25 protein-coding genes are annotated in these 22,597 nt (G+C 69.5%); 15 read left to right on the plus strand and 10 right to left on the minus strand.

Annotation, left to right across the window (positions count from 1 at the left end):
* Nucleotides 1-108 precede the first annotated feature (108 nt).
* Both mgtE and H8B22_RS02875 read left to right on the plus strand, forming a co-directional pair.
* Nucleotides 109-1,470, plus strand: a complete 1,362-nt coding sequence (gene mgtE / locus H8B22_RS02870; protein WP_187712622.1) for a magnesium transporter — start codon at nt 109-111, stop codon at nt 1,468-1,470.
* 16 nt (nt 1,471-1,486) lie between these two features.
* On the plus strand, nt 1,487-2,092 hold the full coding sequence (locus H8B22_RS02875) for a DUF1294 domain-containing protein (protein WP_187712623.1): 606 nt from the start codon (nt 1,487-1,489) through the stop codon (nt 2,090-2,092).
* 34 nt (nt 2,093-2,126) lie between these two features.
* Here the strand turns inward: H8B22_RS02875 and H8B22_RS02880 are convergent, their stop codons facing one another.
* Genes H8B22_RS02880 through H8B22_RS02890 form a run of 3 tightly spaced genes read right to left on the minus strand, consistent with a single transcriptional unit; the run spans nt 2,127 to nt 4,109 of the window.
* On the minus strand, nt 2,127-3,035 hold the full coding sequence (locus H8B22_RS02880; protein ID WP_187712624.1) for an aspartate carbamoyltransferase catalytic subunit: 909 nt from the start codon (nt 3,033-3,035) through the stop codon (nt 2,127-2,129).
* Nucleotides 3,036-3,067: 32 nt separating this feature from the next.
* Nucleotides 3,068-3,529 carry a Holliday junction resolvase RuvX gene (gene ruvX / locus H8B22_RS02885; protein WP_187712625.1) on the minus strand — a complete coding sequence of 154 codons (462 nt, stop codon included), beginning with the start codon at nt 3,527-3,529 and terminating at the stop codon, nt 3,068-3,070.
* A gap of 13 nt (nt 3,530-3,542) precedes the next feature.
* The gene (locus H8B22_RS02890; protein WP_187712626.1) at nt 3,543-4,109 is read right to left on the minus strand and encodes a YqgE/AlgH family protein; all 567 of its coding nucleotides are present in this window, start codon (nt 4,107-4,109) and stop codon (nt 3,543-3,545) included.
* Nucleotides 4,110-4,203: 94 nt separating this feature from the next.
* On the opposite strand from H8B22_RS02890, the gene H8B22_RS02895 reads away from it, so the two are divergent.
* The 3 genes from H8B22_RS02895 (at nt 4,204) to H8B22_RS02905 (ending at nt 6,730) form a co-directional block, all read left to right on the plus strand.
* Nucleotides 4,204-5,931 carry a dipeptidyl-peptidase 3 family protein gene (locus H8B22_RS02895; protein ID WP_187712627.1) on the plus strand — a complete coding sequence of 576 codons (1,728 nt, stop codon included), beginning with the start codon at nt 4,204-4,206 and terminating at the stop codon, nt 5,929-5,931.
* A 1-nt stretch (nt 5,932) separates the two neighbouring features.
* Nucleotides 5,933-6,502 carry a DNA-3-methyladenine glycosylase I gene (locus H8B22_RS02900; RefSeq protein ID WP_187712628.1) on the plus strand — a complete coding sequence of 190 codons (570 nt, stop codon included), beginning with the start codon at nt 5,933-5,935 and terminating at the stop codon, nt 6,500-6,502.
* A 78-nt stretch (nt 6,503-6,580) separates the two neighbouring features.
* Entirely contained in the window at nt 6,581-6,730 is a 150-nt protein-coding gene (locus H8B22_RS02905) for a hypothetical protein (RefSeq protein ID WP_187712629.1), read from the plus strand.
* Between the two features lie 76 nt (nt 6,731-6,806).
* Here the strand turns inward: H8B22_RS02905 and H8B22_RS02910 are convergent, their stop codons facing one another.
* Nucleotides 6,807-7,937, minus strand: coding sequence for a PilT/PilU family type 4a pilus ATPase (locus H8B22_RS02910; RefSeq protein WP_187712630.1), 1,131 nt, complete (start codon nt 7,935-7,937; stop codon nt 6,807-6,809).
* Between the two features lie 134 nt (nt 7,938-8,071).
* Complete coding sequence (locus tag H8B22_RS02915; RefSeq protein WP_187712631.1) at nt 8,072-9,109, minus strand: type IV pilus twitching motility protein PilT; 1,038 nt, start codon at nt 9,107-9,109, stop codon at nt 8,072-8,074.
* A gap of 146 nt (nt 9,110-9,255) precedes the next feature.
* Here H8B22_RS02915 and H8B22_RS02920 point away from each other — a divergent pair, with 146 nt between their 5' ends.
* The 3 genes from H8B22_RS02920 (at nt 9,256) to H8B22_RS02930 (ending at nt 11,349) form a co-directional block, all read left to right on the plus strand.
* A complete protein-coding gene (locus tag H8B22_RS02920) occupies nt 9,256-9,936 on the plus strand; it encodes a YggS family pyridoxal phosphate-dependent enzyme (protein WP_407060823.1) in 681 nt (226 codons plus the stop codon).
* 77 nt (nt 9,937-10,013) lie between these two features.
* Nucleotides 10,014-10,850, plus strand: coding sequence for a pyrroline-5-carboxylate reductase (proC, locus tag H8B22_RS02925; protein ID WP_187712632.1), 837 nt, complete (start codon nt 10,014-10,016; stop codon nt 10,848-10,850).
* A 7-nt stretch (nt 10,851-10,857) separates the two neighbouring features.
* A complete protein-coding gene (locus H8B22_RS02930) occupies nt 10,858-11,349 on the plus strand; it encodes a DUF4426 domain-containing protein (RefSeq protein WP_187712633.1) in 492 nt (163 codons plus the stop codon).
* 30 nt (nt 11,350-11,379) lie between these two features.
* On the opposite strand, the gene H8B22_RS02935 is transcribed toward H8B22_RS02930, so the two are convergent.
* Genes H8B22_RS02935 through H8B22_RS02945 form a run of 3 tightly spaced genes read right to left on the minus strand, consistent with a single transcriptional unit; the run spans nt 11,380 to nt 13,035 of the window.
* Nucleotides 11,380-12,177, minus strand: coding sequence for an ABC transporter substrate-binding protein (locus H8B22_RS02935; protein WP_187712634.1), 798 nt, complete (start codon nt 12,175-12,177; stop codon nt 11,380-11,382).
* Complete coding sequence (gene pdxH / locus H8B22_RS02940) at nt 12,174-12,776, minus strand: pyridoxamine 5'-phosphate oxidase (RefSeq protein ID WP_187712635.1); 603 nt, start codon at nt 12,774-12,776, stop codon at nt 12,174-12,176. The genes H8B22_RS02935 and pdxH overlap by 4 nt, the downstream gene beginning before the upstream one ends.
* 55 nt (nt 12,777-12,831) lie before the next feature.
* Nucleotides 12,832-13,035 carry a dodecin family protein gene (locus tag H8B22_RS02945; RefSeq protein ID WP_187712636.1) on the minus strand — a complete coding sequence of 68 codons (204 nt, stop codon included), beginning with the start codon at nt 13,033-13,035 and terminating at the stop codon, nt 12,832-12,834.
* Between the two features lie 111 nt (nt 13,036-13,146).
* Between H8B22_RS02945 and H8B22_RS02950 the strand changes: the two genes are divergently transcribed.
* The 4 genes from H8B22_RS02950 to hemE all read left to right on the plus strand — a co-directional run bounded on the left by H8B22_RS02950 (nt 13,147) and on the right by hemE (nt 16,443).
* Nucleotides 13,147-13,689 (plus strand): shikimate kinase, encoded by a 543-nt coding sequence (locus tag H8B22_RS02950; RefSeq protein ID WP_225876260.1) that lies wholly within the window; start codon nt 13,147-13,149, stop codon nt 13,687-13,689.
* A gap of 2 nt (nt 13,690-13,691) precedes the next feature.
* Nucleotides 13,692-14,822 (plus strand): 3-dehydroquinate synthase, encoded by a 1,131-nt coding sequence (gene aroB, locus H8B22_RS02955; RefSeq protein ID WP_407060837.1) that lies wholly within the window; start codon nt 13,692-13,694, stop codon nt 14,820-14,822.
* A 140-nt stretch (nt 14,823-14,962) separates the two neighbouring features.
* Nucleotides 14,963-15,217 (plus strand): WGR domain-containing protein, encoded by a 255-nt coding sequence (locus H8B22_RS02960; RefSeq protein WP_187712638.1) that lies wholly within the window; start codon nt 14,963-14,965, stop codon nt 15,215-15,217.
* 107 nt (nt 15,218-15,324) lie between these two features.
* Nucleotides 15,325-16,443 carry a uroporphyrinogen decarboxylase gene (hemE, locus tag H8B22_RS02965; RefSeq protein WP_187712639.1) on the plus strand — a complete coding sequence of 373 codons (1,119 nt, stop codon included), beginning with the start codon at nt 15,325-15,327 and terminating at the stop codon, nt 16,441-16,443.
* A 43-nt stretch (nt 16,444-16,486) separates the two neighbouring features.
* Here the strand turns inward: hemE and H8B22_RS02970 are convergent, their stop codons facing one another.
* Nucleotides 16,487-20,131 (minus strand): two-component regulator propeller domain-containing protein, encoded by a 3,645-nt coding sequence (locus H8B22_RS02970; protein ID WP_187712640.1) that lies wholly within the window; start codon nt 20,129-20,131, stop codon nt 16,487-16,489.
* 154 nt (nt 20,132-20,285) lie between these two features.
* Here H8B22_RS02970 and H8B22_RS02975 point away from each other — a divergent pair, with 154 nt between their 5' ends.
* The 3 genes from H8B22_RS02975 to H8B22_RS02985 are packed head-to-tail and all read left to right on the plus strand — an operon-like array spanning nt 20,286 to nt 22,209.
* On the plus strand, nt 20,286-21,032 hold the full coding sequence (locus H8B22_RS02975; protein ID WP_187712641.1) for a YceI family protein: 747 nt from the start codon (nt 20,286-20,288) through the stop codon (nt 21,030-21,032).
* 30 nt (nt 21,033-21,062) lie between these two features.
* Nucleotides 21,063-21,671 carry a cytochrome b gene (locus H8B22_RS02980; protein ID WP_187712642.1) on the plus strand — a complete coding sequence of 203 codons (609 nt, stop codon included), beginning with the start codon at nt 21,063-21,065 and terminating at the stop codon, nt 21,669-21,671.
* Nucleotides 21,661-22,209 (plus strand): YceI family protein, encoded by a 549-nt coding sequence (locus H8B22_RS02985; protein WP_187712643.1) that lies wholly within the window; start codon nt 21,661-21,663, stop codon nt 22,207-22,209. Before H8B22_RS02980 ends, H8B22_RS02985 begins: the two co-directional genes overlap by 11 nt.
* A gap of 25 nt (nt 22,210-22,234) precedes the next feature.
* On the opposite strand, the gene H8B22_RS02990 is transcribed toward H8B22_RS02985, so the two are convergent.
* Entirely contained in the window at nt 22,235-22,489 is a 255-nt protein-coding gene (locus tag H8B22_RS02990; protein ID WP_187712644.1) for a glutaredoxin family protein, read from the minus strand.
* Nucleotides 22,490-22,597: the final 108 nt, after the last annotated feature.

A 22,597-nucleotide genomic window follows, 5' to 3' on the forward strand; every position in this document is an offset into this window, starting at 1 on the left:
GGTGGGCAGCATCGTTCCGCGCCGTCATAATGACGGCATGAACGCCCCGCGCTGATCAGCACGCCTCGTCGCGCCCTCGTGGCCCGACCTCGCCATCGGAAACACGCAATGGCCGAAGCCGTCCGCCACGACAAGACCGCGCGCCAGCTGCGCCTGCTGTCGGACGCGCTCGACTCCGGGCGGCTGGGTCCGGTACGCCGGCTGGTCAACACGCTTTCGCCTGCCGAGATCGGCAACCTGCTCGAATCGCTGCCGCCGGCCAAGCGCACGGTGGTGTGGGGGCTGGTCGATGCCGAGGACGACGGCGAGGTGCTGGTCCACGTCGGCGACGACGTGCGCGAGAGCCTGCTGGCGGAGATGGACCCCGACGAGATCGTGGCCGCGGTCGAGGACCTCGACATCGACGACCTTGCCGACCTGGTCGAGGACCTGCCGGACACGGTCATCGACGAGGTCCTCAAGTCGATGGACCGCGAGAACCGCGAGCGCCTCGAACAGGTGCTGTCCTACGACGAGGACACCGCCGGCCGCCTGATGAATCCCGACGTGGTGACGGTGCGCGCCGACACCACCGTCGACGTCGTGCTGCGCTACCTGCGCCTGCGCGGCGAACTGCCCGAGCACACCGACCACCTGTACGTGGTCAGCCGCCGCCACCAGTACCTCGGCCGCATCGCCCTGCAGGCGCTGCTGACGCACGAGGCGAACACGCCGATCAACCAGCTGGTCGACGACGAGCAGCCCGCGATCGGCGTGGAGGAATCCGCCGACGAAGTCGCGCGCCAGTTCTCCGACCACGACTGGATTTCCGCGCCGGTCGTCGACGACAACAACATCCTGCTCGGCCGCATCACCATCGATGACGTGGTCGACATCATCCGCAACCAGGCCGAGCACCAGGCGCTGGGCGCGGCCGGCCTGGACGAGGACGAGGACCTGTTCTCGCCGGTGCCGCGCGCATGGCGCCGACGCATCGTCTGGCTGGGCATCAACCTGGGCACGGCGTTCCTCGCTTCGAGCGTGGTCGGCCAGTTCCAGGGCACCATCGACCACATCGTCGCGCTCGCCGTGCTGATGCCGATCGTCGCCGGCATGGGCGGCAACGCCGGCACCCAGGTGCTCGCGCTGATGGTGCGCGGCCTCGCCCTTGGCCAGGTCGGCGCGTCGAACGTGCAGACCCTGCTGTGGAAGGAGCTGCGCGTGGCCGCCATGAACGGCGTCGCGCTGGGCAGCGTGGTCGGCCTGGCGACGTGGGCGTGGTTCCGCGACCCGATGCTCGCCCTGGTGATCGGCGCGGCGATGACGCTCAACCTGTTGTTCGCCGCGAGCGCGGGCGTGCTGGTGCCGCTGACGCTCAAGCGCATGAACCTCGACCCCGCGCTTGCCGGTGGCGTGATCCTCACCACGGTCACCGACGTGATGGGCTTCCTGGCATTCCTGGGACTGGCGACGATCATCCTGCTGGGCTGACGGAAGGACCGCGTCGATGGAGCGGTTGGGCAAGGTGCTGGAATGGCACGACGACAAGGGTTATGGCTTCATCGCCGCGCTTGATGCCCCGGGCGCACGCCTGTTCTTCCATATCCGCGATTACCAGCAGGCCGGCCGACGCCCGGAAGTGGGCGAACTCGTGCGTTTCGCGCCAGGCCAAGGCAAGGATGGCCGACCGAACGCGCGATCCGTGCGCCGCGCGGCACAGCCGCCGCGAGCGGCGCCGAAGCAGCGGGCCAGTGCGCCGCCGCGCGAAATCCCGACCGCGTTTGCGGTCCTGCTGCTCCTCGCCTTTGCCGGCGCTGTCGCCTGGGCGATCCAGTCGGACCGGCTCCCCGCGTGGGCGGGCCTGGCCATCGCGCTGGTCAGCGCCGTCGCCTACATGGCCTACGCATTCGACAAGCACGCCGCCGAGCGCGGCCGCTGGCGGATACAGGAAAGCACCCTGCACCTGTTCGAATTGCTGGGCGGCTGGCCCGGTGCGCTGCTCGCGCAACGCGTGATGCGCCACAAGACGCGCAAGGCGAGCTATCGCGTCGGCTTCTGGATGGCCGTCGCCGCCAATTGCGCCGCGTTGGGCTGGTGGGCGTTCCGGCACTGAGCCGGATGCGCGCGCGACCTCGCGGCGCGCCGCGTTAGCGTTGCGCGAGCAACGCTTCCAGCGCCGCCATCCGCACCGACACTCCGTTCGCCACCTGGCGCAGGATCAACGACTGCGGACCATCGGCGACCTCATCGCTGATCTCGACGCCGCGGTTCATCGGCCCCGGGTGCATCACCACCGCATCCGGTGCTGCACGGCGCAGGCGCGCAGCGGTCAAGCCGAAATCGCGGTGATAGTCGTCCAGGGACGAAATCAGGCCGTCCTCCATGCGCTCGCGCTGGATGCGCAGCATCATCACCGCATCGACGCCCTGCAGCGCCGCATCGAAATCCTGCGTCACCGTGCAGCCCTGCAGCGTGCCGTCGTCCGGCAGCAGCGAGGCCGGTCCACACACGCGGATTTCCCTGGCGCCCAGCGCGCGCAGCGCATGCAGGTCGGAGCGGGCGACGCGCGAATGCTTCACGTCGCCGACGATCAACACCTTGAGCCGCGAGAAATCGGTCCCCTTCGCCTGCCGCAGGGTCAGCATGTCGAGCAGGCCCTGGGTCGGATGCGCGCTGCGACCGTCGCCGGCATTGAGCAGGGCGACGCCCGGCTTCGCCGCGGCCGCCAGCGCGGCGACGGCGCCGTCCACCTTGTGGCGGACGACGAAGCCGCGCACGCCCATCGCCTCGATGGTCCTGAACGTATCCAGGTCGGTCTCGCCCTTCGTCGTCGACGAGGTCGAGGCGTCGAAGTTCAGCACGTGCGCGCCCAGGCGCTGCGCGGCAAGCTGGAAGCTCAGGCGCGTGCGCGTCGACGGTTCGAAGAACAACGTGCACACCGCCACGCCGGACAACGCGGTCGGCGCCTGCGCGCCATCGGCGAAGGCCTGGGCGCGGTCCAGCAGGGTTTCGAGTTCGGCGCGCGGCAGGTTGTCCAGCGTGAGCAGATGCTTCATTGCGTCGGTTTCGGTAGATGGAAGACGTGCCGTCAGGCGGCGGGAAGTTCGGTGGCGTCCTGCGGTGCGGCGAGCCAGCGTTCGACGATCACCGCGGCGGCGACGGCATCGAGCGCCTCGGCATCGCGGCGCCGCTTGCGGCCGTCGGCGCGCTCGCCGGCGAAGCGTTGCGCCGCTTCGATCGAACTGGCGCGTTCGTCGACGAGCACCACGGGCAGCTTGAAGCGCGTCGCCAGTTCGCGGGCGAAGCGATGCGCGCGCACGCGCGCCGGCTGGTCGCCACCCTCAAGCGTCATCGGATCGCCGACGATGAAACCGTCCGGGCGCCATTCGCGGCACAGGCGTTCGATCGAGGGCCAGTCCGGCCCCTGTGCGTGCACGTCGATCACCGCCAGCGCACGCGCGCCGGAACCGAAGGCGCTGCCGACGGCGACGCCGATGCGACGTGCACCGACGTCGAAGCCGAGCACGGTGCCGTCGCTGCGGATGGTCATGCGAGCACGATGCTCATGCGTGACCGGCGTAATCGGCCAGGTACGCGAAATCGACGCCGATGCGGCCTGCCGCGGCTTCCCAGCGCGCTTCCAGCGGCATCGCGAACAGCAGCTCCGCGTCGGCGGGTGCGGTCAGCCAGTCGTTCTCGGTGAGCTCGTGTTCGAGCTGGCCCGAGCCCCACCCCGCGCAACCCAGCGCGACGATGGCGTTGTCCGGGCCTTCACCGCGCGCCATCGCCTCGAGGATGTCGCGCGAGGTGGTGAGGAACAGCGAATCGGTGATCGCCAGCGTGGAATCCCAGCGCGCGCCGCCGTCGTGCAGGACGAAGCCGCGCTCGGGGTGCACCGGCCCGCCGGCCAGCACGGGCTGGGCCAGCAGCGCGTCGGCGCCGCCTTCGACGCCCATCTGCCCCAGCACTTCGCCCAGCGTGTACTCGGAACGGCGGTTGACCACGATCCCCATCGCACCGTCGTCGTCGTGCTGGCAGATCAGCGCGACGCTGCGCGAGAAGTTCGTTTCCGCCAGCGCCGGCAACGCGATCAGCAGCTGGTTCGTCAGGGGTTCGGGCATCACGGGCATGGCGGCATTCTAGCGCGCGCACCCCTGCGCGCCAGCTGACGGAAGCGCGCGTGCAGGGCGTACGATGGCGGCTTTCCGACCCCGGGCCACCGCCATGACCGCATCGCACCTTCGTCCGCTCGTCCTCGGCTGCCTCACTGCACTGGCTGGCCTTTCGCTGACGTTGGCCGGCTGCAAGCCGCAATCCGCGGAAACGGCCACTCCCGCGACCGCCGCGCCTGCAGCCGGGACCTACGCGCAGGCCCACGCCGGCGACTACGCGGTGGTGCCGCTCAAGGCCGACCTCTCGCACCTGGACGAAAACACGCGGCGCATGATCGCCAAGCTCGTGCAGGCCGCCGACATCATGAACGCGCTGACCTGGCGGCAGAGCTGGGACGGCGACCGCGCCGCGCTGCTCGCGCAGGCGCCCGACGCGGCCACGCGCGAACTGGTGGACGTCAACTTCGGCCCCTGGGACCGCCTCAACGAGGACACGCCCTTCATCGACGGCATCAAGCCGCGGCCGCCGGGCGGCGCGTTCTATCCGGTCGACATGAGCAAGGAAGAATTCGAAGCCGCCGCCCTGCCCGACAAGACCTCCAATTACACCCTGCTGCGCCGCGATGCGGCCGGCAAGCTCATCACCGTGCCCTATCACGTCGAGTACAAGGTCGAACTGGAGCGCACCGCGGCGCTGCTGCGTGAAGCCGCCGAACTCAGCGGCGACAAGAGCTTCGCCGACTACCTGCGCATGCGCGCCGACGCGCTGCTGAGCGACGACTTCCGCCCCAGCGACATGGCGTGGATGGACATGAAGACCAACCCGGTCGACATCGTCATCGGTCCGATCGAGACCTACGAGGACCAGCTGTTCGGCTACAAGGCCGCGTACGAAGGGCTGGTGCTGGTGAAGGACGTGGAATGGAGCCAGAAGCTCGCCCGCTACGCCGGCTTCCTGCCCGAGCTGCAGGCCGGCCTGCCGGTGGACGCGAAGTACAAGGCGGAGAAGCCCGGCGCCAAGGCCGACCTGAATGCGTACGAAGCCGTCTACTACGCCGGCGACGCCAACGTCGGTGCCAAGACCATCGCCATCAACCTGCCCAACGACGAGGAAGTGCAGCTGGCCAAGGGCACGCGCCGCCTGCAGCTGGAAAACGTGATGAAGGCGAAGTTCGACGCCATCCTGATGCCGATCGCCAAGCAGCTGATCGCCGAAGACCAGCTCAAGAACGTCACCTTCGACGCGTTCTTCGAGGACACGATGTTCCATGAGGTCGCGCACGGCCTGGGCATCAAGCACGTGCTTGATAAAAGCGGGCTCGCCGGCAAGGGCACGGTCGACGAAGCATTGAAGGAGTATTCGTCGAGCTTCGAGGAAGGCAAGGCCGACATCCTCGGCCTGTACATGATCGACGCACTCAGCAACAAGGGCGAAATGGACAAGGCGAAGATCATGGACAGCTACGTGACCTTCCTCGCCGGCATCCTGCGATCGGTGCGCTTCGGCGCCGCCGATGCGCACGGCAAGGCCAACATGCTGCGCTTCAACTACTTCGCCGATGCGGGCGCCTTCAGCCGCGACGCCAACGGCCGCTACCGCGTCGATTTCGACAAGATGCGCGCGGCGATGAACTCGCTCAGCGCCAAGCTGCTCACCGTGCAGGGCGATGGCGACTATGCCGAGGCCAAGCGCATGACCGACACCCTCGGCGTGATCAAGCCCGAACTCGCGGCCGACCTGGCCAAGCTGAAGAACGCGAAGATCCCGGTCGACGTGCGTTTCGAGCAGGGCCTGGACGTGCTGGGGCTGTCGCAGTACGCCACGCCTGCCGCGAAGTGACATGTCGGGCTATTGCGACTTTGCCCGGGGCCATCCGCTGCACGGCCCCTATCACGACAGCGAGTACGGCTTCCCCAGCCGCGACGAGGCCGTGCTGTTCGAACGGCTGATCCTGGAAATCAACCAGGCCGGCCTGAGCTGGGAAACGATGCTGAAGAAGCGTGACGGCTTCCGTCGCGCGTACAGCGGTTTCGATGTCGACACGGTCGCCGGCTACGGCGAGCGCGACCGGGAGCGGTTGCTCGCCGACGCCGGCATCATCCGCAACCGCCTGAAAGTCGATGCCGCGATCCACAACGCGCAGGTGATCCAGCGCCTGCGCAGCTCGCACGGCAGTTTCGCCGTCTGGCTGGATGCGCACGTCAGCGACGGCGACCAGGTGCGCGACAAGGCCGGCTGGGTGAAGCTGTTCAAGAAGACGTTCCGCTTCACCGGCGGCGAGATCACCAACGAGTTCCTGATGAGCCTGGGCTACCTGCCCGGCACGCACCGCGAGGACTGCCCGGTGTTCGCGCGCATCGCGACGCTGGATCCGCCGTGGCGACGGGTGCGCTCAGCGCCGTCGGGATGATTGGCGCGCGGTGCCCAACGCGGCGTTGCTGACACCACGGTCACGCGCGATATGGGTTGCTATCTGGCGGAGGACGCGATGATCCGCAAACTGCCATCGGGTGGTTACCGCCTGTATTCGCGCAAGCAGGATCCGCGTACCGGCAAGCGCCGCAACCTGGGCACCTTCCCGACCCGCGCGGCGGCGGAAAAGCACGAGCGCGAAATCCAGTTCTTCAAGCGGCGCTGAGCGTGACACTTGCTGGACGCAAAAAGGAAAAGCCGGGTTTGCCCCGGCTTTTTCCCTGTACCGACGGAGGCCTGAGTCAGCGCACTTCGGCCACTTCCACGCCGTCCAGGCCCTGCGACAGGGTCTTGGCGTCGCCGCCCTGGGCCAGCTTGATGCGCAGGCGCACTTCGTTCTGCGAGTCGGCGTAACGCAGTGCGTCCTCGTAGCTGATCTCGCCGGCCTGGTACAGCTCGAACAGGCTCTGGTCGAAGGTTTTCATGCCCAGCTGCACGGATTCCTTCATCACTTCCTTCAGCTTGTGGATCTCGCCGTCGCGGATGTAGTCCTGCACCAGCGGCGTGCCGAGCAGGATTTCCATCGCGACGCGGCGGCCCTTGCCGTCCGGCGTCGGGATCAGCTGCTGCGCGACCACGCCCTTGAGATTGAGCGAGAGGTCCATCAGCAGCTGGTTGCGGCGGTCTTCCGGGAAGAAGTTGATGATGCGGTCCATCGCCTGGTTGGCATTGTTCGCGTGCAGGGTGCACAGCACCAGGTGGCCGGTTTCGGCGAAGGCGATCGCGTGGTCCATGCCCTCGCGGGTACGCACCTCGCCGATCATGATCACGTCCGGCGCCTGGCGCAGGGTGTTCTTCAGCGCGTTGTCCCAGCTGTCGGTATCGATGCCGACCTCGCGCTGGGTGACGATGCAGCCTTCGTGCTTGTGCACGAACTCGATCGGGTCCTCGATCGTGATGATGTGGCCGGTCGAATTCATGTTGCGGTAGCCGATCATCGCCGCCAGCGAGGTCGACTTACCGGTACCGGTCGCGCCGACGAAGATGATGATGCCTCGCTTGGTCATCGCCAGCGTCTTGATGATCGGCGGCAGGCTCAGCTCTTCCACCGTCGGGATCTTGGTCTCGATGCGGCGCAGGACCATGCCGACCTGGTTGCGCTGGTAGAAGCACGACACGCGGAAGCGGCCGACGCCGGTCACGCCGATGGCGAAGTTGCACTCGTGGGTCTTCTCGAATTCCTCGCGCTGCGGCGGCGTCATCACGTTGAGGACGAGGTCGCGGCTCTGCTGCGGCGTGAGCGGGTTCTGCGTGATCGGCGAGATCTTGCCGTGGACCTTCATCGACGGCGGCATGCCGGCGGTGATGAACAGGTCCGACGCCTTCTGGTGCGCCATCAGCTTGAGGAAGGAGGTGAAGTCGATGCTGCTCATGGGTGGCTCCTTTGGAGCCGGGATTCGGGGCTCGGGGTTCGGGATTCGAAGAAGCGCGGTGGCTTCACGATCCTTTCCCTGCCCAGATCTCGGCTTCTACTAATCCCGAATCTCGAATCCCGCGTCTTTTCGACTCAGTCGAAAAGACGCTTGTCCTTCGCGTACATGCGGGCCTGCGGCTTGAGGATCAGGCCGCGCTTGACCAGGTCCTGCAGGTGCTGGTCGAGGGTCATCATGCCGTGGGCCTGGCCGGTCTGGATCGCCGAATACATCTGCGCGATCTTGTCCTCGCGGATCAGGTTACGGATGGCCGGGATGCCGACCATGATTTCCCACGCCGCGGTCCGGCCGCCACCGACCTTCTTCAGCAGCGACTGCGAGATCACCGCGCGCAGCGATTCGGACAGCATCGAGCGGACCATCGGCTTCTCGCCGGCGGGGAACACGTCGATGATGCGGTCGATGGTCTTGGCCGCCGAAGAGGTGTGCACGGTCGCGAACACCAGGTGGCCGGTTTCCGCGGCGGTCAGCGCCAGGCGGATGGTTTCCAGGTCGCGCAACTCGCCGACGAGGATGTAGTCGGGGTCCTCACGCAGGGCCGAGCGCAACGCCTCGTTGAAACCGTGGGTGTCGCGGTGTACCTCGCGCTGGTTGATCAGGCACTTCTGCGAGGTGTGGACGAATTCGATCGGGTCCTCGACGGAGAGGATGTGCGCGTATTCGTTCTTGTTGATGTGGTCGATCATCGCCGCCAGCGTGGTCGACTTGCCCGAGCCGGTCGGGCCGGTCACCAGGATCAGGCCCTGCGGCTGGTCGATGATTTCCTTGAAGATGCGCGGGCAGCCCAGGTCGTCGAGGGTCAACACTTCCGACGGAATGGTACGGAACACCGCACCGGCGCCGCGGTTCTGGTTGAACGCGTTGACGCGGAAGCGCGCCAGGCCGGGGATCTCGAAGGAGAAGTCGACCTCGAGGAACTCTTCGTAGTCGCGCCGCTGCTTGTCCGACATGATGTCGTAGACCAGCGCGTGGACCTGCTTGTGATCGAGCGCCGGAATGTTGATGCGGCGGACGTCGCCGTCCACTCGGATCATCGGCGGGAGACCGGCCGACAGATGCAAGTCGGAGGCCTTGTTCTTGACCGAAAACGCCAGAAGTTCGGCGATATCCATGCGTGCTCCCCTGCACTGGCAACGGAATGTGGGTTATGCAGCGAACCGGCAGAATGCTGGAACGGTTATACCCCGCGAGGCAGTATAGCCCTCCCCCCCAGCCTTAAAACCAGTCCCCTTTGTGGGCCCGAGCGAGAACTGCGAACGTGCTCACGCACGCCCTGCACGACACCCTACACCGGATAGAAAACGCGTCCGACGCCGCAGGACGGCCATCGCCGCGGCTGCTGGCCGTCAGCAAGACCCAATGCGCCGAGGCCATCGCCGGCCTGGCCACCCTGGGGCAACACGCCTTCGGCGAGAACTACGTGCAGGAAGCCGCGGCCAAGCAGCCGGCACTGCAGGCGCTCGGACTGGAGTGGCACCTGATCGGCCACCTGCAATCCAACAAGGCCAAGGAGGCGGCGCAGCGCTTCGATTGGGTGCAGACCGTCGACCGCGACAGCCTGGCGCTGGCGCTGAACAGGCACCGCCCGCCTGAACGTGAATGCCTGAACGTGCTCATCCAGGTGAACGTCGACGACGAGGCCAGCAAGCACGGCTGCCGCCCAGACCAGGTCGCGGCGCTCGCCCGCCTCATCGGGGAACAACCCCGGCTGCAGCTGCGCGGGCTGATGGTGATTCCTACCCCTCACGCCGACGTCGAAGATCGCCGGCCGGCCTTCCGCCAGGCACGGCAACTGTTCGACGCACTGCGCGGTTCGCAGGCATCGGTCGACACCCTGTCGATGGGCATGAGCGACGACCTCGAGGTGGCCATCGCCGAAGGCGCGACGATGGTGCGTGTCGGCACCGCGTTGTTCGGTGCCCGTCCACGCAAGGCCTGACCCGGCGCCGCGGATTCCGCGGCTCCCGGCGCGCAGGCTACGATGCAGCGGTTTCCCACGAACGGTTCACCCTACCGATGACTTCGCATTCCTTCGCCTCCGGCTCCGTGGCCTTCATCGGCGGCGGCAACATGGCCCGCAGCCTGATCGGTGGGCTGGTGGCCCGCGGGGTACCGGCGCAGACGATCCGGGTCGCCGAACCCGTCGCCGAACTGCGCGACGCGCTCACCCGCGACTTCGGCATCCATGGCTTCAGCGACAACGCGGCCGCGACCGCGCAAGCCACGACCTGGGTGCTGGCGGTGAAGCCGCAGGTGATGCGCGCGGTGTGCGAGGCCTTGGCCGCGACCGCGCAGGCCACTCGCCCGCTGGTGGTGTCGATCGCCGCGGGCATCACCGCGGCGCAGCTCGAACGCTGGCTCGGCGGCGACCTCGCGGTGGTGCGCGCGATGCCCAACACACCGTCGCTGCTCGGCGCGGGCGTCACCGGCCTGTTCGCCAATGCGCGCGTCGATGCCGCGCAGCGCGCACTGGCCGCCGACCTGCTTGAGGCCGCGGGACGCAACGTGTGGATCGGCGAAGAGTCGCTGATGGACGCGGTCACGGCGGTATCCGGCAGCGGCCCGGCCTACGTGTTCCTGCTCGCCGAAGCGATGCAGGCGGCGGCGGAAGCCGAAGGCCTGCCCAGCGAGGCCGCGCGCACCCTGATCCAGCAGACCCTGCTGGGCGCGTCGCGCATGCTGATCGAGAACGACGAGATGCCATCGGAACTGCGCCGCCGCGTCACCTCGCCCGGTGGCACCACGCAGGCGGCGATCGAGACCTTCGAAGCCGGCGGCTTCCGCGACCTCGTCGCCCGCGCCATCCACGCCGCAACCGAACGCGGGCGCCAGCTGTCCGCGGCCAACGACTGAGGTGGCCGTGCACCCGTTCCTGACCGCAACGCGCCTGATCGCATCGTGCCTTGCGCTGTGCCTCGCCGCTTGCGGCGGCGGCAACCCGCCGCCCGCGCCGTCCGCCTCGATGCCGGCCGCGCAGCAGGAAGCAGTCAGCCGGATCGGCGACGTCACCATCCGCGCCACCGCGCTGCAGACTTCCGCGCTCGCGCCGGAAGTCGCGAGCCGTTACGGCATCGCCCGCGACGACCGCACGATCATGCTGCTGGTCGGCGTGCGCCAGGGGCCGGATGCGGAAGCGGTCGCGCTGCCGGCGACCGTGACCGTCACCGCCACGCCGTTGGGCGGGACCACGCAGACGCTGGTGCTGCGCGAACTGCGCAGCGACGGCCTGCTCGATTACGTCGGCACGGTGGAAACCAGCCTGCCCGACACGCTGCGCTTCGACATCCGGATCGTGCGCGAGGGCGGTGCCAGTTCGACGATGCAGTTCAGCCGCGAGTTCTATCCGCGCTGACGGCGTCGCGCGGCGGATCGGCGATCCGGTTCAGCGCTTCGCGGCCCAGGCGCGGATGATGCGCGCGATTTCCGCCACGCCTTCGGTCAGCGCCGCGGGGCCCGGCTGGAGGATGAGCGGCGACTTGATCTCGTGCAGTTCGCCATCGCGCACGGCCGGGATCGCCGCCCAGCCCGGACGCGATGCGACCCTGTCCGGACGGAACTTCTTCCCGCACCACGAGCCCAGGACGATGTCGGGCGCGCGCCGCACCACTTCGCTGCCGTCTTCGAGGATGCGTTGCTTCGCCAGCGACTCGGCGGCGCGCTCGGGGAAGATGTCGTCGCCACCGGCGATGCGGACGAGTTCGGCGACCCAGCGGATGCCGGTGATCAGTGGTTCGTCCCACTCTTCGAAATAGACCTTGGGACGCCGTGGCAGCGTGGCGGCTTCGCGCTCGATCACCGCGAGCCCGCGTTGCAGTTCGTCGGCGTAGGCGTTGGCCTTGTCCGCGGCGCCGACGAGCGCACCGAGGCGGCGGATGTAATCCAGGATCTCGTCGACGCTGCGATGGTTGCTGATCCACACCTCCACGCCGTGGCGGATCAGCTCGGCGGCGATGTCGGCCTGGATGTCGGAAAAGCCGATGACGAAATCGGGCCGCAACTTGAGGATCTCGCCGATCTTGGCCGAGGTGAACGCGCTGACCTTCGGCTTCTCCTTGCGCGCGATCGCCGGGCGCACGGTGAAGCCGCTGATGCCGACGATGCGGTGCTGTTCGCCGAGGGCGTAGAGGGCCTCGGTGGGTTCCTCGGTGAGGCAGACGATGCGTTGCGGCCCGCGTGTCACGGAAACAGCATCCGCTTGTTCCAGTCGCCCGCGCGGTTGCGTTCGTAGAGCCAGCGTTCGTGCAGGCGGAAGTCGGCGCCGAACCAGAACTCGATCTTCTCCGGCTTCACCCGCAGGCCGCTCCAGCGCGGCGGACGCGGCACGTCGCGGTCGGCGAATTCCGCTTCGACGTTCGCCAGGCGCTGTTCGAAGGTATCGCGCGAATCCAGCGTCTCGGACTGCTTCGATGCCCATGCCCCCAGCTGGCTGCCGCGCGGGCGCGAGGCGAAATACGCATCGGCTTCGGCGTCGCCGACGATCTCCACCGCACCTTCGATGCGCACCTGCACGCCGTTGCGCAGGCGTGGCCAGTGGAACAGCAGCGCCGCGTGCGGATTGGCCTGCAGCTCGCGGCCCTTGCGGCCGTCCAGGTGGGTGTAGAAGACGAAGCCACGGGCGTCGTGCGCCTTGAGCAACACGATGCGCGCCGACGGCCGGGCGTCGAGCCCGGCGGTGGCGACGGTCATGGCGGTGCGGTCGGGTTCACCGGCGGCCAGCGCTTCCTCGAAGAGCCGGTCGAAAGTCGCCAGCGCTTCGGCATGCAGGGGGGAGGCGTTCATGCCGCAATTGTCGCGGGCACCGCCGGAGCTGTCATCCCCGGCGCGCCGCCCGGGTTCACTGCACGACGAAGGTCACCCGCAGGTTGACCCGCCATTCGGTCACGTTGCCGTTGTCGTCGGTGACGACCTTGATCTCGTTGACCCACGCGCCCTTGATGCCCTTCACCGACTCGGCGCACTTCTTCAGACCGACCTTGACCGCGTCTTCCATGCTGGTCTTCGAGGCGGCGTTGAGTTCGATGATCTTGGCTACGGACATGGCAACTCTCCCTGGATGGCCGGCACGGGGCCGGAAAGCAATGGCGATTGGGCATGACGAAGGCCCCGACGCTACGCCGCGCTTTGTTAAGCCGGCGGCTAGAATCGCGGCATGAACCCCGCCAGCAACCTGATCCTCGTGGGCCCGATGGGCGCCGGGAAAACCTCGATCGGCCGGCACCTGGCCGATGCGCTCGGGTTGCGCCCGGTCGATGCCGACCGCGAGGTCGAACGCGCGGCGGGCATGACCGTGGCGCAGATTTTCGAGCGCGAGGGCGAGGCCGACTTCCGCGCGCGCGAAAGCACGACGCTGGCGATGCTGCTGCGCGACGAGGGCCTGGTGCTGGCCACGGGCGGCGGCTGCGTGCTCGACGCCGGCAACCGCGCACTGCTGCGCGGACGCGGCTTCGTCGTGCACCTGCATGCCGGCGTCGAACGGCAACTGGAGCGGCTGGCCGGCGACACCGCCCGCCCACTGCTGGCCCGACCGGACCGCGAACAGGTGCTGCGCGAACTCGCCGCGGCCCGCGCGCCGTGGTACGCCGACGTCGCCGACCTGGTGTTCGACACCGACCGGCTCGATACCGAATCCGTCGCCGCCGAACTGGCCACCCTGCTCGCGCGGCGCTGGCTGCGCACCGGAGCCGCTGCATGAGCCTGCATCCTCCCGCGCAGCGCACGGTCGAGGTGGCCGGCGATGCGCCGTACGCCATCAGCATCGGGCCGGGCCTGCTCGATGCCGCGCGCGCCGACAACGTCCAGCGCCTGGCCCAGGTGCTGCGCGGCCGCCACGCCCTGCTGGTGAGCGACAGCCACGTCGCGCCGCTGCATGCGCAGCGTGCGATCGCCCTGCTGCACGCGGCCCGGCCGCAGCTGGCGCTGTCGACCTGGGTCATGCCGGCCGGCGAGCAGGAGAAGACCCTCGCCCGCTTCGGCGAATGCCTCGACGCGCTGGCGGCGCTCGGCGCCACGCGCGATGCCACCGTGGTGGCGCTGGGTGGCGGCGTGGTCGGCGACCTCGCCGGCTTCGCGGCCGCGTGCTGGATGCGCGGCATCGATTGCGTGCAGCTGCCGACCACCCTGCTGGCGATGGTCGACTCCTCGGTCGGCGGCAAGACCGCCGTCGACCTGCCGCAGGGCAAGAACCTGGTCGGTGCCTTCCATCCGCCGCGCGCGGTGATCGCCGACACCAGCGTGCTGCGCACCCTGCCCGAGCGGGAACTGCGCGCGGGCCTCGCCGAAGTGGTCAAGTACGGCGCCGTGTTCGACGCACAGTTCCTCGCCTGGCTGGACGCCCACGCCGACGCGCTGCTGGCGCGCGACGACCACGCGTTGACCGAAGCGATCGCCCGCTCGTGCGAGTTCAAGGCCGACGTGGTCGCCCGCGATCCGTACGAGCGCGGCCATCGCGCGCTGCTCAACTTCGGCCACACCTTCGGCCACGCCATCGAGGCCGAACAGGGCTACGCGGGCAGCGGAAGCGACGCGCTCAACCACGGCGAAGCGGTGGCCGTGGGCATGGTCCTGGCCGCGCGCCTGTCGACCCTGCTCGGGCTGGCGCCGGCCGAGGCCGGCGACCGGCTGCAGGCGCTGCTGCAACGCCTCGGCCTGCCCACCGGCCTGCCGCCCGGGCTCGATCCGGGCGCCCTGGTCGCGCGCATGCGCCTGGACAAGAAGGCCGATGCCCACGGCCTGCGCTTCGTGCTGTGGGATCGCGCCGGCAGCGCGCGCGTGGTCGCGGGCGTGGCCGAGGACGCAGTGCGGGCCGTGCTGGAAGCGCGGGCGTAGGGCGGGCCCCGGCCCGCCGCTCACGACGCATCGGGTGGACTCGATGACGGACCAACCCGCCACTCGCGCAACATCCGACCCGCCCGAACCCCGCACGCGATGGCGGGCCTAGCCCGCCCGACCGGTACAATGCGCGTCCCATGCGCCTGCTCCTGCAACAACGCCCGCAAGGCCACGAAGCGCCGCGCTTCGTGCAACTGATGCTGCAGCCCGACCTGTTCGGCGGCTGGGAGCTGTTGCGCGAAACCGGGCAGATCGGCGGCCGCAGCACCGTGCGCCGCGAAGTGTTCCTCGACCAGGCGGCGGCGCTCACCGCGCTCGAACATGCGCGCGACCAGCAGCTCAAGCGCGGCTTCCAGCTGATGTTCGCGCAGGGCATGGCGGGGCCTTCGTGAACTGCCCTATCGGCAGTTCACGCCGCCATGCGCCCGGCCAGGGATGGCCGGGCAGGACGATCCGAAGCCCGCACGTTGCGCCATGGACGGCAACGGCAAGCTGAGCGATGCGGCGAAACGCTTCCCTTCAAAGATTCCGAGAGAGCAACACCTTGTCCTCCCCCCTCAAGAACGACCGCTTCCTCCGCGCGCTGCGTCGCGAACCCGTCGACTGCACGCCGGTGTGGCTGATGCGACAGGCCGGTCGCTACCTGCCGGAGTACCGCGCCACGCGCGCGCAGGCCGGCAGCTTCCTGGCGATGGCGAAGAACCCCGAGCTCGCCTGCGAGGTCACCCTGCAGCCGCTGCGACGTTTCCCGCTCGATGCGGCGATCCTGTTCTCCGACATCCTGACCGTGCCCGATGCGATGGGCCTGGGCCTGTACTTCGCCGACGGCGAGGGCCCGAAGTTCGAGCGCCCGATCCGATCTGCCGCCGACATCGATCGCCTCGGCGTGCCGGACATGGAAACCGACCTGCGCTACGTGATGGACGCGGTGCGCACGATCCGCCGCGAGCTCGATGGCTCGGTGCCGCTGATCGGCTTCTCCGGTTCGCCGTGGACGCTGGCCTGCTACATGATCGAAGGCGGCGGCAGCGACAACTATTCGAAGGTGAAGTCGCTCGCGCTCAACGATCCGGCGGCGATGCACAAGCTGCTGGACGTCGTTACCGATGCCGTTATCGCCTACCTATCCGCGCAGCACGCGGCCGGCGCGCAGGCGCTGCAGGTGTTCGACACCTGGGGCGGCGTGCTGTCGCCGTCGATGTACCGCGAATTCTCCCTGCGCTACCTGCAGCGCATCGCCCGCGAACTGCCGCGCGGCACCGGCGCCGATCGCGCGCCGCTGATCCTGTTCGGCAAGGGCAATGCGCCGTACGTGGCGGAGCTGGCGGACAGCGGCACCGAAGCCGTCGGCGTCGACTGGACCATCGAGCTGGGCGACGCCGCACGCCGCACGGGCGGCAAGGTCGCGCTGCAGGGCAACCTTGATCCGGTGACGCTGTATGCGGAACCCGAAGCGATCCGCCGCGAAGTCGGCCGTGCGCTCGACAGCTACCGCGACGGCAACGGCGGTTCGCGCGACGGCCACGTGTTCAACCTCGGCCATGGCATGTCGCCGGACATGAAGCCGGAGCATGTCGGCGTGCTGGTCGACGCGGTGCACGAGCTCAGCGCGCGCTGAACCGCGGCACCAGGGTCAGTTCACCGCGGCCACTCCGCCGCGGTCAGAACGCCACGGGCAGGGAGGGATCCACTTCCCGCTCCGCCACCGCGCGCGGCTGCATCGGCACCGCGCGCTCCAGCAACGCCGCCAGCATCGCCAGCGTCATCGGCTTGCGGATGAAGTGATCGAATCCCGCCTCGAGTGCCTCCGGCTCCGCGCCGGCATCGGCGCGCGCGGTCACTGCGATTAGCGGCGGCGCGAAGCCCTGGATGCGCAGCTGCCGCGCCAGGGCGAGTCCGTCCATGCCGGGCAGGTCGAGGTCGAGCAGCGCCGCGTCGAACGGCGTGGTGACGACCGCGGCCAGCGCGGCCAGGCCATGCGCCACGTGCACGACGTGGTGGCCCTGCAGGCGCAGCAGGCCGACCAGCACGTCGGCGACGGTCGGGTCGTCCTCGACCAGCAGCAGCGACAGGCTCCGGCGCCCGTCCGCCACGGCGGGCATGCCCGCTTCCGGCGCAACGCCGCCTGCGGCGCTCGTCGCGGCCGCAGCCGCGGCCAATGGCAGGCTGACGCTGAAGCGCGTGCCTTCGCCCGGCGCGCTGTCGATCTCGATCCGGCCCCCCATCGCCGCGGCGAGCTCCTGGCTGATCGCCAACCCGAGGCCGCTGCCGCCGTAGCGCGCGCTGGTGCGCACGCCTTCGGCCTGTTCGAAGCGGCGGAACAGCCGCGATTTCTGCTCGGCATTGAGCCCGGGGCCGGTATCGGCGACTTCGAAACACACGCCCTCTTCCGCGCGCTTCGCCACCGCGAGCGTGACCTTGCCGTGCTCGGTGAACTTCACCGCGTTGCCAAGCAGGTTGAGCAGGATCTGGCGCACGCGCGCGGCATCGCCGCGCAGGTGGCGCGGCGTGTCCTCGCCGATCGCCATCGCGAAGGCGAGCCCGCGCTGCCGCGCCAGCGGCCCGACCAGGGCCGCGAGCTCTTCCATCAATGCATGCAGGTCGAAGGGTTCGTCGGCCAGGTCCAGCCGGTCCGATTCGATGCGCGCCAGGTCGAGCGCGTCGTTGACTAGCCGCAGCAGGTGCTCGCCGGCGCCGCGGATCGCGCCGACGTAGCCGCGCTGCTGCGGGTTGAGCGGCGTGCTCAGCAGCAGTTCGCTCATGCCCAGCACCCCGGTCATCGGCGTGCGCACCTCGTGGCCGAGCGTGGCGAGGAACCGGGTCTTGGCGTGCGAGGCCTGCTCGGCTAGGTCGCGCTTCTGCTGCGCCATCTGCCAGGCATGGCGCCGCCGCAGGCGCGTGCGGTAGGCATCGGCCAGCAGTGCGAGCAGTGCCACGCCCGCGCAGGCGAGCAGCGCCATCGCCCACCACGTGCGCCACCACGGCGGCTGCACCGCGAACGCAACCGTCTGCACCGGCGACCACAGGTTGTCCGCGGCGCGGCCCTGCACCTGCAGGCGGTAGCGCCCCGGCTTCAGGCGCGAGAACACGCGTTCGCCGGCGCCGCCCGTCTGCACCCAGCTGTTGTCGTAGCCGTCGAGGCGGAAACGGTAGGCGTGCGAATGCGCGTCGTTGAACGACAGCAACCGCGCGACGAAGCGGATGTCGCGGTCGTCGTGGGCGATGGCGATTGCGCCGTCGGGCGCGAACGCCACCTTGTCGTCGCCGCGCAACGCGTCGATGGATTCGATCACCAGTCGCGGCGCAGCGCCGCGATCCTTCATCGCGGCCGGATCGAAGATGACCAGCCCTTCGGCGCTGCCGGCGAGGATGCGGCCATCGCCGGGCCGTACCACCGGCGCGTCGGCGAATTCCTGGCCGGGCAAGCCGTCGTGCACGCCGAAGATGCGCACCGAACGGTCGGCGGGATCGACGCGGATCAGTCCGCGCACGCTGGTGAGCCAGAGCCGGCCGGTGAGGTCGACGACCAGGCCGCTGGGCTCGAGCGCGGGAAAGCCGGCGCGCGCATCGATCGCCGCTTCCTCGGCCAGGCGCGCGCCGTCCCAGCGATAACTTTCCACCGCGCCGAAGCGCGCCAGCCACATGCGCCCGTTCTCGCCGGCGGCGAAACCGAACACGTGCCGCGGCGGCCCGCCCGGCACCGCCTCGAAGCGGCGCGCGCCGGCATTCCACATCAGCAAGCCGCCCGAGCCGGCCAGCCACAACGCGCCATCGGGCCCGCGCCCGACCTGCTCGATGAAGAAGTCGTGCGGCAGGCCGCCCTGCCCGGCCGGGAACGACGCCAGCACGCGACCGTCCTCGTCGCGCTGCTGCACGCCGCGCTCGGTCGCCAGCCACAGGGTGCCGTCGTCGGTCTGGGCGAAGCGTGCCTCGCCGAACAGGGTGGCGTCTTCCGCCGAATCGCGGACCCAGCGCGTGACGCCCCCGGACGCCGGATCGATGCGCGCCACGCCTTCCTGCCAGCTCACCCACGCCTGCCCGCGCCGGTCCTCGAACACGCCGGCGAGCACGTAACCGTCGCCGACGTTGCGCGCCACGTGCGTCGCCACGCCGGATTCGGGGTCGAGGCGATCGAGGGTCCCGCCGGTGCCCACCAGCCACATGCTGCCGTTGCCGGCGGGCGCGATGCCGCGCACGTGCGCGTTGGCGGGCGACTCGGGCGCGTCGGGACGGCGCGACAGCACCGAGAAGCGCCGCCAGTTCGCCGGCAGGTACCACAGGCCGCTGTTGTAGCTGACAAACCACAGGCCGCCTTCGCGGTCCTCGTGCACGCCGATCCACAACGGACGCACCGGGCCGTTGGCGACGCTGCTGTACAGCGGCACCGGCTCGATGCGGCCGTCACCCTCGAAGCCCAGCCCCGCCGGGATGTCGAACCAGTGCAGGCCGCTGCGGTCGCGCCGCAGCACCTGCAGCACCTTTCCGCCATCGGCCAGCGCGGCCCACGGCGACCTCGAATAGCGGCCATCGGGGCGCCGCACGCTGACGCCTTCCGGCGTGCCGATCCACACCGTGCCGTCGCGGTCGGCGCTGAGGCCGTTCACCACCGGCGAGTTCAGGGCGTCGGTGGGCACGCGCTGGAAGTCCTTGCCGGTCCAGCGCGCGGCGCCGCCCTGCGTGCCGATCCACAGCGTGCCGTCGGGCGCCACCACCAGCTGGCCGACGCTCGCGTGCGGCAGCGAGCGCGGATCGCCGGCGCGCGGCATGAAGCGGGTGACCGCCTTGCCATCGGCGGCGATGCGATAGAGGCCGGCGTCGGCGGTGCCGAACCAGGTCGCGCCGTCGCGCGTGGACGCCACCGACCAGACATCGTCGCTGGCCATCGCCGGCGTGTTGCCGCGGTTGTAGTAATTGAAGCGGCCGCGCTGCGCATCGAACACGCCGATGCCGGCCTGGTGGGTGCCGAACCACACGCGATTGCGCGCATCGACATGCACCGACCAGACGAAGTTGTCGTGCAGGCCCTGCTCCACCCGCCAGGTGCGGAAGTCGACGCCGTCGTGGCGCACCAGGCCGTCGCTGGTGGCGATCCACAGGTAACCGGCGCGATCCTCGGCCACGCCGTTGATGCGGTTGGACGGCAGGCCGTCGGCGACGGTGAATTGCCGCAGGCGCGGCGTCTCGGGCAGGCCGGCGTGCGCGAACGTCGCCAGCCCGGCGACGAACAAGGCCAGCAACCACGTCCCTGCGGTGCGTACCCGGCGCGAAGCGGCCAACGCCGCCCGTGCCTTACCGGCTGCTGCCATGCATATCCCCCCGGATATCCCCTGTCGCTAGGCTCGGCGAAGCCGCGCCGGACTGCAAGTCGCACGGCGTTGGGGCCGGATTCCGGCGGCCGCGCCTAGACTGGCGCCCTGAAAACGCCGCATGTGAAGATCGCGGACGATGCGAGGAGCGCCGATGGCACACGGGTCTTACCAATCTTTCTGCCTATCGTTCCGCCCATCCCGGTTCGGCACGGCCCTGCTCGGCGCAGCAGGACTTGCAGCCCTCGCGAGCGCGCCGGTCGCCGCGGCGGGGCCGGCCAGCTACGCCATCGACCCGGTGCACACGCGGGTGGTCTTCCTGGTCGAACACGCCGGCTTCTCGCGCGCCATGGGCGCGATTTCCGGCAGTTCCGGCACGCTCCGTTTCGATCGCGACGACTGGCGCAGCGCACGGCTCGACGTTACGGTGCCCATCACCCGCCTGGACCTGGGCGATGCGAAGTGGAACGCGGCAGTGCTGGCCTCCAACCTGCTCGACGGCGAGCGCCATCCCGACGCCCGTTTCGTCTCGCGTGACGTCACCGGCGTCGACGCGGAGCACGCACGGGTCTGCGGCGAGCTGACCCTGCGTGGCGTCACCGGGCCGGTATGCATGGACGTGACCTTCAATGCGCTCAAGCGGCACCCGCTGCCGCCGTTCCGGCGCACGGCGGGGTTTTCGGCCACGGCGACGCTGAGCCGCAAGGCCTTCGGCATCACCGCGTGGCCATCGGTGATCGGCGACGAGGTCAAGCTGCTGATCGAAGCCGAGGCGGTGCGCCAGCGCGGTCCAGGCGCCGATGCGGAGTCCGGCGAAGCGCCGCCGGAGGCAGCGCCCGCCGACGCCGACAAAATCCCGCCGGAGCGCGAATCCGATCCGCCTCCGCCCTCCTCTCTCTAGTCGTACGTGCCACCACCTGCGAGACCGCCCATGACCTGGAAGAACACGAACGACCGCTGGGGTTCCGTCAGCCAGCTGCTGCATTGGCTGATCGTGCTGATGATCCTGGGCCTGGGCACCGTCGGCCTGGTGATGACGGAGATGCGCAACAGCCCCGACAAGATCCAGATCTACCTGCTGCACAAGTCGTTCGGGCTCACCGTGCTGGCGCTGATCACGCTGCGCCTGCTGTGGCGCCTGTACGCCGGCGCGCCCCGGCCGGTGCCCGGCACGCCGCACTGGCAGGAGCGCATCGCCACGCTCACCCATGGCGCGCTGTACGCGCTGGTGTTCGCGATGCCGCTCAGCGGCTGGGTGCTCAATTCGGCGGCGGGCTTTCCGTTGCGCTGGTTCGAACTGTTCAACCTGCCGCCGATCGCGGCGAAGAGCGAATCGCTGCACGAACTCGCCGAACAGGTCCACGAATGGCTGTTCTGGACCCTGATCGCGCTGGCGCTGGTGCACGCCGCCGCCGCGATCTACCACCACGTCTTCCAGCGCGATGCGACCCTGGCGCGCATGCTGCCGCGCGGCTGGCTGCGCGCGCCCGCCACGTCCCCCACTCCCCCGCTCACCGAGGAACACCGTGATGTCGCCTAAGACCCTGCTGCTCGCCGCGCTGCTGGCCGCCGCGCCCGCCCATGCCGCCGATTACACGCAGGCACCGGGCTCGGTGCTCGCCTTCGCCGGCACCTACGAGGGCGAAGCCTTCACTGGCCGCTTCCCCGGCTTCACCACCCGGCTGTCGTTCGATCCGACGCAGCTCGCGGCGGCGAAGCTGGACGTCACCATTCCGCTCGCCACGGCCAGCACCGGCAACAGCGACTACGACGGCGAGATGCGCGGCAGTGCGTTCTTCAACTCGGCGAAGTTCCCGCAGGCGCGCTACACCGCGACCCGCTTCCGCGCGCTGGGCGGCAACAAGTACGCGGCGGACGGCACGCTCAGCCTGCGTGGCGTGAGCAAGCCGGTGACGCTGACGTTCACCTGGACGCCGGGAGCGAAGCCGGTGCTCGCCGGCAAGGCGACGGTGAAGCGGCTCGACTTCGGCGTCGGCGAAGGCGACTGGGCCGACACTTCGCTGCTGCCGAACGACATCGCGGTGAGCACCAAGGTGTTCCTGGTGCCGTCGAAGTAATCGCCGCCGCGGGGCGTGGCCGCAGCTACGCCCCCGGGCCGGAACCGGCCCGACCCGTCAGCCAGGCGCACAACTGCTCGGGGCCGAACGGCCAGTCCAGCTCCGCGCCGGACGCGGCATCGCGCAGCACCGGCACCCGTTCGCCGTAGCGCGCCTCCAGCGCATCGTCGCCGTCGATGAAAACGCTGTCGAAGTCGGGGGCGCGCGCCTGCGCCAGCACCGCGAGCGCGAGGTCGCAGAGGTGGCAATCATCGCGCTGGTACAGGACGAGCGACGTCATCGGGCTTCGATACGCTGGCGGATAGTGTGAATGCGCAAGGGCGGGGCTGCGCGGGAGGCATAGAATAGGTCCATTCACGCAGCCGACTGGCGCGTCTTCCCGGAATCC

This window comes from Lysobacter terrestris, from assembly GCF_014489475.1.
GTDB lineage: Bacteria > Pseudomonadota > Gammaproteobacteria > Xanthomonadales > Xanthomonadaceae > Agrilutibacter > Agrilutibacter terrestris.

What these genes read in the sequence shown, in the direction of transcription:
- mgtE (WP_187712622.1), top strand. Translation starts at nt 109, where the DNA reads ATGGCCGAAGCCGTCCGCCACGACAAGACCGCGCGCCAGCTGCGCCTG.
- H8B22_RS02875 (WP_187712623.1), top strand. Translation starts at nt 1,487, where the DNA reads ATGGAGCGGTTGGGCAAGGTGCTGGAATGGCACGACGACAAGGGTTAT.
- H8B22_RS02880 (WP_187712624.1), bottom strand. Translation starts at nt 3,035, where the DNA reads ATGAAGCATCTGCTCACGCTGGACAACCTGCCGCGCGCCGAACTCGAA.
- ruvX (WP_187712625.1), bottom strand. Translation starts at nt 3,529, where the DNA reads ATGACCATCCGCAGCGACGGCACCGTGCTCGGCTTCGACGTCGGTGCA.
- H8B22_RS02890 (WP_187712626.1), bottom strand. Translation starts at nt 4,109, where the DNA reads ATGCCCGTGATGCCCGAACCCCTGACGAACCAGCTGCTGATCGCGTTG.
- H8B22_RS02895 (WP_187712627.1), top strand. Translation starts at nt 4,204, where the DNA reads ATGACCGCATCGCACCTTCGTCCGCTCGTCCTCGGCTGCCTCACTGCA.
- H8B22_RS02900 (WP_187712628.1), top strand. Translation starts at nt 5,933, where the DNA reads ATGTCGGGCTATTGCGACTTTGCCCGGGGCCATCCGCTGCACGGCCCC.
- H8B22_RS02905 (WP_187712629.1), top strand. Translation starts at nt 6,581, where the DNA reads ATGATCCGCAAACTGCCATCGGGTGGTTACCGCCTGTATTCGCGCAAG.
- H8B22_RS02910 (WP_187712630.1), bottom strand. Translation starts at nt 7,937, where the DNA reads ATGAGCAGCATCGACTTCACCTCCTTCCTCAAGCTGATGGCGCACCAG.
- H8B22_RS02915 (WP_187712631.1), bottom strand. Translation starts at nt 9,109, where the DNA reads ATGGATATCGCCGAACTTCTGGCGTTTTCGGTCAAGAACAAGGCCTCC.
- proC (WP_187712632.1), top strand. Translation starts at nt 10,014, where the DNA reads ATGACTTCGCATTCCTTCGCCTCCGGCTCCGTGGCCTTCATCGGCGGC.
- pdxH (WP_187712635.1), bottom strand. Translation starts at nt 12,776, where the DNA reads ATGAACGCCTCCCCCCTGCATGCCGAAGCGCTGGCGACTTTCGACCGG.
- H8B22_RS02945 (WP_187712636.1), bottom strand. Translation starts at nt 13,035, where the DNA reads ATGTCCGTAGCCAAGATCATCGAACTCAACGCCGCCTCGAAGACCAGC.
- H8B22_RS02950 (WP_225876260.1), top strand. Translation starts at nt 13,147, where the DNA reads ATGAACCCCGCCAGCAACCTGATCCTCGTGGGCCCGATGGGCGCCGGG.
- H8B22_RS02960 (WP_187712638.1), top strand. Translation starts at nt 14,963, where the DNA reads ATGCGCCTGCTCCTGCAACAACGCCCGCAAGGCCACGAAGCGCCGCGC.
- hemE (WP_187712639.1), top strand. Translation starts at nt 15,325, where the DNA reads ATGCGGCGAAACGCTTCCCTTCAAAGATTCCGAGAGAGCAACACCTTG.
- H8B22_RS02970 (WP_187712640.1), bottom strand. Translation starts at nt 20,131, where the DNA reads ATGGCAGCAGCCGGTAAGGCACGGGCGGCGTTGGCCGCTTCGCGCCGG.
- H8B22_RS02975 (WP_187712641.1), top strand. Translation starts at nt 20,286, where the DNA reads ATGGCACACGGGTCTTACCAATCTTTCTGCCTATCGTTCCGCCCATCC.
- H8B22_RS02980 (WP_187712642.1), top strand. Translation starts at nt 21,063, where the DNA reads ATGACCTGGAAGAACACGAACGACCGCTGGGGTTCCGTCAGCCAGCTG.
- H8B22_RS02985 (WP_187712643.1), top strand. Translation starts at nt 21,661, where the DNA reads ATGTCGCCTAAGACCCTGCTGCTCGCCGCGCTGCTGGCCGCCGCGCCC.
- H8B22_RS02990 (WP_187712644.1), bottom strand. Translation starts at nt 22,489, where the DNA reads ATGACGTCGCTCGTCCTGTACCAGCGCGATGATTGCCACCTCTGCGAC.